Raw genomic sequence first — 13,085 nt, 5'->3', positions numbered from 1 at the left:
CGTTATGATGTCCTGTCCACAGGTGGCACCTATCGACTTTTCTGTTCTGTGTGACTTTACTCTAAAACGTGTGATTCTCCACGCTTCCACGTACTCGCTTTGCTGTTCCGAGAAGCGCGATTCCGTGAAACCATTTCTGCCATCAGGCAAATAATTTACGGATTTCACTTGGCTTGATTTCGTGCCCGAAAATATAGGCTTTGCCGGTCAGAGTTTTTCATATAGCGGCGTTTCAGGAAAGTAAAACGTACATACGTACACGGCGCAGTCGCAGAAAAATCATCGCCAGTCCTCCGGTACGTACGTATGCTCTGAAACATCAGAAAACCCGTTTATATTAGGTCTGGCAATCGCTTCAATACCGAAGAAGCCCCATACACGCCGTCCGGCAGCATTGGTGATCTTGTTGCAGTATTCAAGATTGTACTTGCTTTGGTTCGCAATCACACTCTCGCTGAAGCTGCGGCGCTTTAACGGTGTCAGATTATTTTCCTCACACCACATCCGGTAAATTTCGTACAAGTCTTTAGAGCTGATGGTGCAGTCCGCCTTCAGCCGGATATAGCCCTCGGATTCCAGAAAATCAAAGACGTTGTTGCTATCCCGCTTGACTGCCTCCCGATTATCCCGCGTACGCTGGCTCTCTGTGAATTTGAAGTTGTTGGCAGCCAGCCGCTGCAAGCCCTCAAACGCCCACAGGAAGATGCCCTCGGCTTCAGCTTTCATTTTCTCCGCAAGGTCGGGATCATCTATCCGTCCCACAGGCTTTTCCCTGGTGGTCAGTACAAGCTGGCGGCGGTAAAATCCGTCGCTTCGGTCATATAGCGCTTGCAGATCGCCATTGGAGAACGCCAGCAGCCGGGCAAACATCCAGCCCTGATAGCTCTGCTTACCCTTGCGCTCCAAATCCATTTTTCCTTGGGCGGTCACGATGGACTTGACATAGTTGGTCTGCCGCAGTGCTTCCATTCGCATATCGTCATCCACACACAACAGAATGTGTTCCAGATCCGCGCGGGCAAACCGGTTTTCAGAAATTTTACCGATGCTGCCGTCCTTCATGTTGCTGCCGAGAAGCGCACCCAGCACAGCTCCGATCTGCGATTTTCCTTCACCACCGTTTCCCTTAATCACCATCATGCGTTGCCCCTTATTGCTGGGAATCAGGCAATAGCCAATAAACTCCTGTAAGGTTGGAATGTCCTCCGTGTAAAGAAGTCCATCCAGAAAGGAAAGCCACCGAACGGGAGCCGGTGCGTCAGGGCGGTATGCCACCGGCAGTCTGCTCCGTACAATGGTCGGTCTGCCCTCGGTGAAACTGCCGTCCAGCTTCAAAGTGCCGTTTGCCAGATGGACTCTATCTGCTTCCGGTGTAAAGTCCTCTACATGAGCTGCTAGCTTCATCACTTCCAGAATGTTGGTGATCTTTCGAGGGATATTGTTCACAGCGCAGCATTTCAGTTTCTCATAGATTTCGCCCCGGAGCGGCAGATCGTCGGTCACCCTGCCGTCCGGCGTGAAGAAAGCACCGTTGGCAAAGATGATTTTCCGGCTGTTCAGAAATTCATCACAGAACAGTGCCTCGTTAATATTCGTGCCGTCAAACCAGATGGGCGCGTCTAAATCAGCCGATTTCCGTTTCGTCACGGGCATCCACCTCCTTTGCCGTCCTTTTCAGGCGTTCTTCCAACCGGTCGATCATGCCGTCCTTTTGAAGCATATCCACAGTTTTCACACGAGCCTCCAGCTCCGCAAAGGTTAAAATATCTGTCAGATCCTCGATATAATCGAGCATCTGGCAGGCTTCCACAAAGCGGTCATCAAGAGTATCCTCCGGCGTTTTGGGTGCGTACTGCATCTTCCAATGCTCCAAAAGATGCAGATAATCGCACAATATCCGCTGACAATGCAGCGTCTCATTCTGGAACGTCTTTGCCAGCGGATATTTTGTTTTCCGCAGCGCTGCCGCAGCCGGGGGCTTGTCCGGGTCGATCCCAAAGTCATCCGCCAGCTTTTTCGCTGCGTCATAGCTGCTCAGGTTGAACAGCTTTGCCACAAGGTCGATCACGTCACCAGTTGCCCCACAGCCAAAGCAGTAAAAGTAATCCTCGTTCAGCTTCATGCTGGGTGTACGGTCATTGTGGAAGGGACAGCAGACCATGCTGCCACGTTTTACTTCCAATCCATAGTATTCGGCAGCCTCTTTTACGGAAACTGCCATCTTGACTTGTGTAAATAAATCCATACCTGTTTCCTCCTATAAAATAATTGAACTTCGCCGTTCTACCCGATGCCGTTCCTGCCCGAGTCCTTACCCCGGCGTTGTCTCTTCCTTGGCACGCGGAATGCGATACTTCTCTGGAAAGCATATCCTCATCGGACGGTCATGAAATTTTCAAGGTGCTGCGTGGTTTACGTCTAAATTTTAGTAAGGAAACAGGCTCTTTCCCGTATATCCGAGAGGTAGGAAAAGTGGGATGAAAGTAGGATTTTTCCACGCTCTTAGACAAAAGCGAAAAAGCATGATACAATACAGAAAAAGCTGCAAAGGAGGCTGGTGTATGCAGGTTAAGCTGACAATCGGGGAACGTTTGAAGGATTTACGAACAGCACAAAAGCTGACGTTGGAGCAGCTTGCCGCCGAGGTGGGCATCTCAAAATCCGCACTCGGCAAATATGAATCGGATAACGGCAAGGACATCAGCCCGTATAGCATTTTGGTGCTGGCTGACTATTACGGTGTTTCCTGCGACTATCTGATGGGGCGGACGGAAACAAAAAATCACCCAAACGCAGCTCTGCATGAGCTGCATTTGGGTGATGCTTCGATTGATGTATTGAAAACGGGCAAGTTCAACCACCGGCTGCTGTCGGAGCTGATCTGCCACAAGGATTTCCAGCGGTTCATGCTGGACGCTGAGATTTACGTTGACCGGATCGCGGATATGCGGGTCAACGATATGAATGCCGTGCTGGAAGCTGTCCGGCAGATGGCATTGATGAAAAATGGCGGCGAAGAAAATGACCTGCATCTGCGGACATTAGAAGTGGCGCAGATTCGGGAAGATGAATATTTCGGAAGCCTGATTGCGGATGATCTGAAAGGTATCCTTCGTGACATTCGGAGTGAACACCGCCCCGACACCATGACGGCGGATGAAATCTCCCTTGCAGCAACTATGCAGGATCAGTTACAGGATGCGATGAACTTTGAGGGAAGCTCCGAGGAAAAGAAAGCGAAAGCATTGCTTTCCACATTGGGGATTGATTACGATGCCATCACAATGGAACAATTTGTCAACTTGATCGAGGTACTAAAGCTGTCCAAACACCTGAAAACTCCCATCAGCCAGCGTGGGAAAACGACCATGACCCACGGCAAGGGAAAGCGGAAGAAACGCTGAAACAAAGGCAGCGCTGTGGTGGGACGAAGGCTTTTATATACCTCTGCTTCCTTTTCCGGACAGGCGGATTTTGTTTCTCAAAAATCCTGCGTTTGTGCTGTAGCTCACATCACAAAATCCGCCTGTCCTACTGCCGCGAAAAAGCGTTTGCCGCCACCCTCTGCCGCACCGCAGAGTACACCGTCAACCCCTTTCCCGCGTCAGACGGAAGCAAAGGTATAACACACTAGACTTTCCGAGGGAAAGTCGTGTGCCAAGGAAGGCACTGCCCTCCTTTGGAAACCTCCCGCCAAGGGGAACGCTGTTCCCCTCTAGACTCCCTTTGCCAACAGGGATGCTACTCGCCCCTATTGGATGACCCAGAGCCAAAGGGGCTTTGCCCCTCTGGACACCTCGCCTGTTCGTGCAGTGGCTATCCATCCTGCTCCTGCACAATGGTGCCCCCATACCCGAACAGAAAAGACCAGGCACGAAAATCCACCCAGAATAAGGGTGAATTTCCGTGCCTGGTTCATTGTTTATGACGCTGTAATTTGAACCGCATTTTCTCGAACCTGATTGATAGTCTCCATCAAAGCGGTTCTGGTTTTTGCATCAAACAATTTGATAAAACTGATTGGCTTGTCAAACGGTGGCTTGGTCAGCTCTGCGACATTTTCCATATATCCGTTCAACTCAATATGATTGATGATTTTGTTTACAAAAGCAATCTGCTTTTGATTCAGAGATTGGTCATTGATAAAAGCGGAAAACGCCTGCATAGCCGCTTCATGATCTAGCTTAGCGATCTTGCGAATGAGCAAGCCAAAGGGTGTGTCGCCAAACTCTCGGGCATAATCTTCTTTGCTGCCCAATTCGCTAGTTAGCACCCGCTCCAGTTCCTGATAATCGCCCATAGCCAGCGGAATATTATGGGTCAGCTTATATATGGCCAGCGTATTTCCATGCTCGTTCACATAGCGATTGACCTTGGCACGGTAGTCTTCAAAGTCATAGGCAGCTTCCAGCTGGACGCCCTCCTGACTGTCAATAATCGGGTCAGTCAGCTTGGTGACAATCTGCCTCTGTGCTACGCCACCTTCGTCTAAAAATCGAATCAGCTCCCGCAGCTCCTTCCGAACCTGCTCAAACAGCAAAATATCATTCGCGTCCCAAAATGCATCGGTGTGAATCTCCTGAAGCATGGGCAACTTTGCCTTGATCTGCGGAATGCTGGCCTTACGCTCCAGTAGGGAAACGGTGTCGCACAGTTGCTTTTTTGCATACTGGAAAGCGGGCATCTGCTCGATGTGTGCCAGAATTAGGCCATACATGAAATTATCAAACCGCTTTGCAAACTCGTCAGCCTCGTCTGAGCGTACCAGAGGTGCAATCTGTGTGAGCAACTCGCCCTTGTCACCTTCGCTTATGGACACGAAGGCTTCCGGCTTTTTATATTTCTCCACATACTGCATCCGCAATTTTACGGCAATCAGGTCTGAGTTGAGCGCCATCACCTGCTTGTGACAGGTGTTGACAATCTCCTTGCGCCATGCCTGATAATCCTCACCGGCAAAGGTGTTTTCCTGCAGCGCCATGGCGATTTTGATTTGTTTGCCGAAGATGTTTTCCGACAGCGTTTTGGTTTCTCTGGTTTCGTAGCCTTCTTTGTGCTGCCGGAAGTATTCGAAGTTGCCGCAGTAGTCAAAAATCAGAAAGCGCCGCTTGTCGGTATAGGTTCCGTCAATCTGGTCCACGCAGGCCAGCCCTTTGCATAGCCGGGTGCCGCGGCCAATCATCTGCCAGAACTTTGCCTTTGACCGAACCTTTTTGAAAAACACCAAATTGACGCATTCCGGCACGTCGATGCCGGTGTCCATCATGTCCACCGATACGGCAATGTGCGGTTCTTTTTCCGGCTGCTTGAAATCATCAATGATGGTCTGGGCATAGGCGTCGTCGCAAATGACCCGCTGGGCGAAGCTGCCCCGGTACTGGGGGTACAGCTTATTGAACCGCTCCAGAATAAACTCCGCGTGGCGTTTGTTCTGGGCAAACAGGATGGTTTTCCCCAGACGGTCGCCGCCCGCCACCTTGATACCCCGGTCCATCAGGTCTTGCAGTACGATGTCCACGGTGGTTTCGTTGAACACAAATTTATTGAGGGCAGCAGAGGGGATAAAGTCTGGCAACTGACCGTCTTCGATGAAATCATCCTCATATCGCTCTTTGTCCTCTTCGGACAAATCATCATAGGAGATGCCTTCTTCCAGAAAACGGGTCTTGACCTCGTAGTTGTAATAGGGAACCAGCACATGGTCCTGTTGCACCGCCGTTTCATAATCATAGGCATAGGTGGGCACGCCGTGTTCCATCTCGAAAAAGTCGTAGGTGTTCCGATCCACATCGGTCTTCGGCGTGGCGGTCAGACCCACCATGAAGGCGTCAAAATATTCAAAGATGGCCCGGTACTTTTTGAAGATGCTCCGGTGGCTTTCGTCAATGATAATCAGGTCGAAGTGCGCCGGAGTAAACAGCTGCCGCCCGTCCTTGGACTTGGTGTCATCAATGGCGTTGAGGATGGTCGGATAGGTGGAGAACACAATGCGGGCGTTCCGGTCGTCCTTGTTGGAGCAGAGGTTGCACAGGGACATATCCGGCAGATAGTTCTTGAAATCGTCCTTTGCCTGCTTCACCAGCGCGGTGCGGTCGGCCAGAAACAGAATGTTGGTCACCCATTTGCCTCGGCTGAGCACATCGGTCAGGCTGGACGCGGTTCTGGTTTTGCCGGTGCCGGTGGCCATCACCAGCAGATGCTTGCGGAACCCCTGCGTAATCTGTTCGCACACCGCTCGGATGGCTTCCTTCTGGTAATACCGGTCAGTGATTTTGTCATCAATGGAAACGCCCATCAAATCCATCCGCTCGGTGCGCCGGTTCATCAGCTTTTGCAGGTCATCCTTGCTGAAAATGCCACTGACCTTCCGTTGCGGGGCGGTCTGGTCATCCCAGAAGTAGGTTTCAAAGCCATTGGTGGTGAACATCATGGGGCGGCGGCCAAATTTCCGTTCCAGACAATCCGCATACAAAACCGCTTGTTTGCGTCCAATGTTTGGGTCCTTGCTGGTGCGCTTGGCTTCCACCACCGCCAGGGGCAGGCCGTCCTTTCCAAACAGCACATAGTCGCAGAAGCCAGGCTGACCTGGCATCCCGGCCATATCCTCCACACGATACTCCTCCTGTACATCAGCATCTGGGCCGGTGAACTTCCAGCCCATCAGTTTGAGGTCCACGTCGATGTAGATTTTGCGGGTCTTGAATTCCGAGAGGTCCTCCGGCTGGAAGGTGCGTTCCTTCTGATGCTGCTCCTTTTCGGCGGTGTATCGGGTGGACATCTGCTCGATTTGCTTGCGCAGCGCCTCGATCTCGGCATCTTTCTGGTCCAGCAGACTTTCCTGTTCCTTGATTTTCCGGGTGTCCACCGCCACCTTTCCGGTGGGGACAAGATTCTCGTCGAAGGTGCGCTCCTGATAGTCCGCGCCATAGCAATAGTCGATCCACTGCACAAACTCAAACAGACCGCGCAGAGAAGCAAGCGCATCACTTGGCTGAACGCTGCGCTCGGTATGTACCGCCAGATTGCCCAACTTGATGATAAAAGGCATCTTGCCCCAAGTGTCGGAGTCCACAGCGAAGCGGAAAGTTGGCTCGTGAATGAGGGATTGCAGATTGTCTTTGTAGGGCATTTTCATGGACTTGTCCGCTGCATATACCCATTTTACTGCCAGCTCCAATGCCTTACGGCAGCCTACTGCACACATGGCAGGAGCAGAAACATAAATTTTCTCAGCTTCCATGCAGGCGGGGGCGAAGAGGGCATATTCAGTTTTGGCTTTGAGAAAGGAGAAGTTAGTCATCACATCATCTCCAGTATTTTATTTCTTTTGAACTCATCATGTCCTCATATTGTTTCAACGCGGTTTCCTTATCTGTATGAAGTAGTTGGTAAACCTGTTCATCATCTTCTTTTTCGGCATCTATTGAAAAATCAATATACGATAATAAGTCTATACGGTTAGAAATTAACAGCTCTTTATTTATCTGCTTGCTGTTCATGCGCTTTACACTGTTGTCATCAATTATGATTATTCTGGGAACGCGCTGAACAGTATCGACAAACGCCAAAAATAATTCTGGCGTAATTGGCATACCAAGCAAGTCATATTCTATACCATCTTTTTCACCGTAAATATTGACTACCGGCATATCGCTTGTAACAAATACGGAACCTTTGGCTTTAAAAATACACAGTTGCGATTCCTTCATTGTCTCAGCCAAAGCCCGAGGAAACAAGCCAACATCCGGAGCAATGTTTATCTTCAAAAACTCGTTTGCCAGCATGGCCAGGTAAACATTTTGCGGTACATCAGGAAACATGTCCTTTACATGTTTAATATGCTGCGGATCGTTTTTGTATTGTGTATCAATAATATAATTTGACAGATGTACAAAAACAGGGTTTCTAAACAGTAGTGATGACATAAATTGCCTTAGTTTATCAATTTCCACCCGCGCCAACTCAAATTCATCTGAATCTCGTAAAGCATTTTTTATCTTTGAGATAATTGTTGCGTATTCGCCTTCCAGTTCGATAAAACTGTTCTCGATCTCATTTGGTGCTGCAAAAACATGAGTTTTGCTATCTGGATCAATTGCAATTTGATCATATAGGTAAGAACGACAGCAAATATTGTCGATTGAAACCATTTTTGCATTTTCATCATTAGCAAAAACAACATAAACTTGTTCTGATTTTTGATTACTCACAGAAAAGTTTTTTAAGTAAGCCTTGGGGACATAATGTTGTTTTCTCGTGATTTGCTTGTCTAAAACCTCTGTATATTCCATGACAATGTTGCTCCCACCAATATTTCCTATATTCAAATCTTCTCAGCATCGCGGTCTCAGCACTAAAATCGATCAAGAAATCATCATTTTATCTAGCCCTAATTCTGCAAGCTTTGTATTAGCCTCGAAAAATTCTGCATTATTGGAAAATGGTTATCTAGTACATAGAACTGCCGATCTTGCCCATCTTTCAAGAAGAATACTTGTTTATCCCGTGCTGAGCTAGTTAGGCTCTCTCTATGTAAGCATACAAAATAGTCTAATGTCTTTTCTTCTGGAAGCCGTTCCTGGATATATCCTTTTGTACTTCTGTCATATTTATAACCGAACTCTTTATATAATCGTTGTTTTCCAATACGAGTTTTAAAAGCAAACATCGCTAATTTTATATGTTTTGTTTCATCATGCAATTGGAAAAATTTATTTTTTTCAATCGTTTCTGTTAAATCATCCAAGGTAGCATTTCCCTTGACTTCTATAACCATTATGCAATCATTTGGTTCAACCAGGAAAATGTCTCCGGCTAGTTGACGTCTATAAAAATTTTTCCTACATACGATGATGTCACATTGTGGGCTTTGATGATTAGCCCAAGCAATAAAGCCGGTAACAAATTCTAGCATTTGAAACCGTTCCTGGAGACATTTTTTGAGAATGTTTTCTCCACATCTACCCATCTCAGCATGATGTTTTAACTTTTCAGCTATAAAATATTTGCAAAACAGAAGTTCCTCCGAATATTCCTCATATATCTTTGTAACATCTTCTTCCATAATAGACCTCTCACTTGCTTAAAACTTTTGTTTAGAAGTCTTTTTGAGCATTTGATAGCCTTCTGTTCCGCTAATTTCAAGCATCGAATATTTCTTTAGCATTTTCTCTAAACTTATACGAATTTGGACAGGGGTATAAGAAGTTAATGCCCCTTGGTTAATGATAGACTTCGTCCAATTTCTTTGCTGATTATAGAGGCTCCAAAAACGATTCATATCAAAATTGGGATTCTGTGCCGCTATTTGTTGCACCATTGCGTTAAGCGTATTTCGATCTGCTTCCGAAACGCCTTGCGGAATCATATTTCCCATAGCAGAAGTGATATTTTGCGCTGTAACTCCGGTGCAAGCATTATTAAGATCGGCCACAATAAACTGCGATTCTATATTTGCCAAAACATTTTGTGTTATCTGAAAGGAATTCTTTTGGAAAGCCTTCATGAGCATCTGTTGTTCCTGAATCTCTGACACATACTCATATAGTTGATTCAGTGCTGTATAGCTGGTCGCGTCCATTTTTCGGACAAAGTAATGTTTGTACTTGTTCCAATAATCCGTATCCATCAAGGGTAGTGATTCATAGAACGCCGTTTCGTTTAATTGTCCGTCAACAATGAACGTAGAGATTTCCCTTAACCGCTCCTGGAATTCATCAATTTGAAGGACGATAAGAGAAGCTGCATCAATCTTTTTCTTCCGTTCCTGCAATATGTAAGTTGCAAGGGCAAAGCTACCTACGATAATAAGCAAAATGTTTGCCCAGTTATCTTTTATAAACTCTAACATACTTTATACTCACCTCAGATACTGGCGTAGTATTTGACTCAAAACCATAACATTTGCTGCTCCAAATAACTCCTCTGCCAACATTTGCTGCTGTTGAGGGGATAATTTTTGAATTGATCTCATTGCCTGAATCAAATCCTGCTTTGCTTTTTTATAATCGTCTGTGGGCTCCATCCCCAGTGTTAATTTATATTCTTCCATTTTATTACCTCACCCAAAGTATTCCTGCATTAGTGCCTTTTTTAGCGTTTCAAGCTTTTCAAGGCTGCGGCTGATGTTGGCTTTTGTCTTTTCGGTTTTCTTTACAAACACAGCAAATTGATTTTGTAGTTCTAGGGGTGGGAAAGGAAAGGTCATTTCTGATAGTTGTCCCTTGCTTAGTATCCCTTTAAGTGACATATTTATGGTGCTATGTATTGCAGGCTTTGATAGTAGCATAAGCCAATATAAATACAGCACATCATCTTGCTTTGGGACAATAGCATTGATTTGCTGATTAAATGCCACCCGGCGATCCGCTACTGCTACATTGCCTATACAGTTAATACTTCCAGCAATACAAGTCATGAGCAAGCTGCCTGCCTCTACAAATCTGCACTTATGAAAACCTGTCTCCGATAAGTATTCCTGTGCCTCTGTAAGCAATACAGCAGGGGTATTGATGTTATCTGATTTAATCCATTCAATAAAATTCCCATAATTCTCCGGCTCAGCACGAGAGGGTGTGTTTCCGGTAACTATATCACATCGTTTTCCCAGTGCAAGTTTCTCCCACCCCATAGGATTCTCCACTGGGTCTCCAAACATCTCCACAAACCTTGCCTTGACCATCTCATCCAGCTTGCCCAACTGCTGGCGGCGTTTGGCAATCAGGTCGCTGACTTTGTCCAGCACCAACGCAATTCTACGCTGTTCGTCAAGGGTTGGTAGATCCATCTCAATTTCTTTTAATGCAGAAACAGTAAAACTTGCTTGGTTAACAGATTTTTTTGTAATTTTTTGAATCTGGCCTAAAAATATATTTGTTGCAAAAAAGTAAGTTGCGAACGGCGGATAAACAATGGACTTATTCGCGCGCAACATTAGCAAATTCATCCCGTGAATGATTTTTTCATTTCCCTGTTTTTTATAGAGTGCAACTTTCCCCAAATGTTTTTCGCTATTGATATGGGACATCAAAATATCCCCATCCTGAAGAATGTACTCACGATATTTATCTGCATCTTCAATCCCAGCGTAGCCAAACTTGCTTCGATCAATTTCTCTATTTGAAATTGTTTCAATTCTCGTAATCGGAAGCCCGCCTGCTCCATCTGCTTGTCTAATTGATGCTCCATTTCTTATAACCGAAAAAGCATCCCCCAATCTCGCCATCACAACATCCCCTCCAATTCCTCCAGCCCTGCGTTGATCTCCATTTCCAGCTCATGCAAGTCTGCCATCAACTCCGTGGTTGAGGGGTACTCCACCGGAACATACTCCACCTTTTTGTACTTGTTGATGGACAGGTCATAGTCGTTGTCGGCAATTTCCTGCCTGGGCACAAAAAAGCTCTGTTCGGTGCGTTGGCGTTCGGCTTCCTGGTCCAGATGGTGGAACCGCTCGATAATGTCCGGGATGTCGTTCTCCGTCACCTCACTACGCTTGTCGTCCAGGGAAAAGCCGTCGGCCTTCATGTCATAAAACCACACGTTTTCCGTGCCGCCCGCGCAGGTCTTGGTGAACACCAGCACCGCCGTGGACACGCCCGCATAAGGCTTGAACACGCCGGAGGGCATAGAGATCACTGCGCGCAGCTGGTGGTTCTCCACCAGTTCCTTACGGATGGCCTTGTGGGCCTTGGAGGAGCCGAACAGCACGCCATCCGGTACGATGCAGGCGCACTGACCACCCTTTCTCAGCATCCGTAGGAACAGGGCCAGAAACAACAGCTCGGTCTTTTTGGTGTTGGTCACGGCTTTCAGGTTGTCGTTGATGCTTTCCGCGTCCACGGTGCCCTTGAAAGGTGGATTTGCCAGACACATGGTAAACTTATCGCTGATCTGGTTCTGCTTGGAAACACTGTCCTTGTAGTCGATCTCCGGGTGGCTGATGGAGTGCAGCATCAGGTTCATCGCAGAAATGCGCAGCATGGTGCGGTCTGTGTCAAAGCCGGTGAAGGCATCCCCAGCAAAGTGCTCCCACTGCTCGGAAGTCATGGTATCCTCGTAGTGGTTGCGAATGTACTCCGCGGCGGAGACCAGAAAGCCTGCCGTGCCGCAGGCCGGGTCGCAGATGGTGTCGTTCGGGGTGGGTTGCAACAATTCCACCATCATTTCCCGGATGTGCTTGGGAGTGCGAAACTGGCCGTTCTGCCCAGCGGTAGCCAGTTTGCCCAGCATGTACTCGTACAAGTCGCCCTGCATATCCAAATCGGCAATGTCATGCTCATACAGGTCATCCAACCCTGTGATGATTTTTTGCAACACCTGCGGCGTAGGAATCAGGAACATCGCATCGCTCATGTACCGGGCAAAGGCCGTCTCATTCTGCACATCACTGCTGGAATCGTCGGCGATTTCCACCAGTTCCCCCTGCTCGGTGAAGTCCGGCAGGCGGCCATGTTTCATGTTTTTGATGGCAGGGAAGACCCGCTGGGAAATTACATTGAAAATATCGCGGGGATCGTTGTTCTTGAATTTACTCCAGCGCATGGACTGTCCAACGGCAGACTGGGGGAAAATCTTCTCCATCTTCTCGCCAGTCATATGCTCAAATTCTTCCGTTTCCAGCTCTTTTTCGTCCAGAGAGCGGATAAACATAAGATAGGTCAGCTGTTCGATGACGGTTAGAGGATTGGTAATGCCGCCCGCCCAGATGTCCGTCCAGATTTTATCTACTTTATTTTTAATCACACCTGTAATCATGCATCTATTCCTCCGTTTTCTGTATCAGGGATAAATTCCATCACGTCTCCGATATTGCATCCCAGCATGGTGCAGATTTTTTCCATGCTGTCCATGGAGACAGGCTCACCTTTACTTAATCGTGCTAAAACATTGGTGCTGATTTTTGCACGGTGCATCATGTCGGTTTTGCTCAAACCATGATCGATCAACTGTTTCCACAGCCGATTGTAACTGATTGCCATCCCGCACCTCCTGATTTTTTCCTATTTACTAGTATAACGGATATTGTGCTAAAAGACAAATAAAATTCACGAAATCGTGAGCTATTGATTGGCAAAAACGTGGTC

11 protein-coding genes are annotated in these 13,085 nt (G+C 47.3%); 1 reads left to right on the top strand and 10 read right to left on the bottom strand.

Annotation, left to right across the window (positions count from 1 at the left end; all coding sequences use genetic code 11):
* Positions 1 to 279 precede the first annotated feature (279 nt).
* Positions 280 to 1,653, bottom strand: coding sequence for a phage/plasmid primase, P4 family (locus tag OGM81_08185; protein ID UYJ42329.1), 1,374 nt, complete (start codon positions 1,651 to 1,653; stop codon positions 280 to 282).
* Complete coding sequence (locus tag OGM81_08180; GenBank protein UYJ42328.1) at positions 1,625 to 2,245, bottom strand: CHC2 zinc finger domain-containing protein; 621 nt, start codon at positions 2,243 to 2,245, stop codon at positions 1,625 to 1,627. Before OGM81_08180 ends, OGM81_08185 begins: the two co-directional genes overlap by 29 nt.
* A 316-nt stretch (positions 2,246 to 2,561) precedes the next feature.
* Here OGM81_08180 and OGM81_08175 point away from each other — a divergent pair, with 316 nt between their 5' ends.
* A complete protein-coding gene (locus OGM81_08175; GenBank protein ID UYJ42327.1) occupies positions 2,562 to 3,404 on the top strand; it encodes a helix-turn-helix domain-containing protein in 843 nt (280 codons plus the stop codon).
* 518 nt (positions 3,405 to 3,922) lie between these two features.
* Here OGM81_08175 and OGM81_08170 read toward each other — a convergent pair.
* From OGM81_08170 to OGM81_08135, 8 genes are all read right to left on the bottom strand, one after another.
* Positions 3,923 to 7,300 (bottom strand): DEAD/DEAH box helicase family protein, encoded by a 3,378-nt coding sequence (locus OGM81_08170; GenBank protein ID UYJ42326.1) that lies wholly within the window; start codon positions 7,298 to 7,300, stop codon positions 3,923 to 3,925.
* A 4-nt stretch (positions 7,301 to 7,304) separates the two neighbouring features.
* The gene (locus OGM81_08165; protein ID UYJ42325.1) at positions 7,305 to 8,291 is read right to left on the bottom strand and encodes a DUF4238 domain-containing protein; all 987 of its coding nucleotides are present in this window, start codon (positions 8,289 to 8,291) and stop codon (positions 7,305 to 7,307) included.
* Between the two features lie 98 nt (positions 8,292 to 8,389).
* The gene (locus OGM81_08160) at positions 8,390 to 9,064 is read right to left on the bottom strand and encodes a hypothetical protein (protein ID UYJ42324.1); all 675 of its coding nucleotides are present in this window, start codon (positions 9,062 to 9,064) and stop codon (positions 8,390 to 8,392) included.
* 18 nt (positions 9,065 to 9,082) lie between these two features.
* Complete coding sequence (locus OGM81_08155; protein ID UYJ42323.1) at positions 9,083 to 9,850, bottom strand: hypothetical protein; 768 nt, start codon at positions 9,848 to 9,850, stop codon at positions 9,083 to 9,085.
* Between the two features lie 9 nt (positions 9,851 to 9,859).
* Positions 9,860 to 10,051, bottom strand: a complete 192-nt coding sequence (locus OGM81_08150; GenBank protein UYJ42322.1) for a hypothetical protein — start codon at positions 10,049 to 10,051, stop codon at positions 9,860 to 9,862.
* Between the two features lie 9 nt (positions 10,052 to 10,060).
* Positions 10,061 to 11,224, bottom strand: a complete 1,164-nt coding sequence (locus OGM81_08145) for a restriction endonuclease subunit S (GenBank protein ID UYJ44988.1) — start codon at positions 11,222 to 11,224, stop codon at positions 10,061 to 10,063.
* The gene (locus tag OGM81_08140; GenBank protein ID UYJ42321.1) at positions 11,224 to 12,756 is read right to left on the bottom strand and encodes a type I restriction-modification system subunit M; all 1,533 of its coding nucleotides are present in this window, start codon (positions 12,754 to 12,756) and stop codon (positions 11,224 to 11,226) included. The genes OGM81_08145 and OGM81_08140 overlap by 1 nt, the downstream gene beginning before the upstream one ends.
* Positions 12,753 to 12,980 (bottom strand): helix-turn-helix transcriptional regulator, encoded by a 228-nt coding sequence (locus tag OGM81_08135; GenBank protein ID UYJ42320.1) that lies wholly within the window; start codon positions 12,978 to 12,980, stop codon positions 12,753 to 12,755. The genes OGM81_08140 and OGM81_08135 overlap by 4 nt, the downstream gene beginning before the upstream one ends.
* Positions 12,981 to 13,085: the final 105 nt, after the last annotated feature.

Source organism: Oscillospiraceae bacterium, from assembly GCA_025758045.1.
Taxonomy (GTDB): Bacteria; Bacillota; Clostridia; order Oscillospirales; family Ruminococcaceae; genus Gemmiger.
This window is presented reverse-complemented; position numbering and strand designations above follow the sequence as displayed.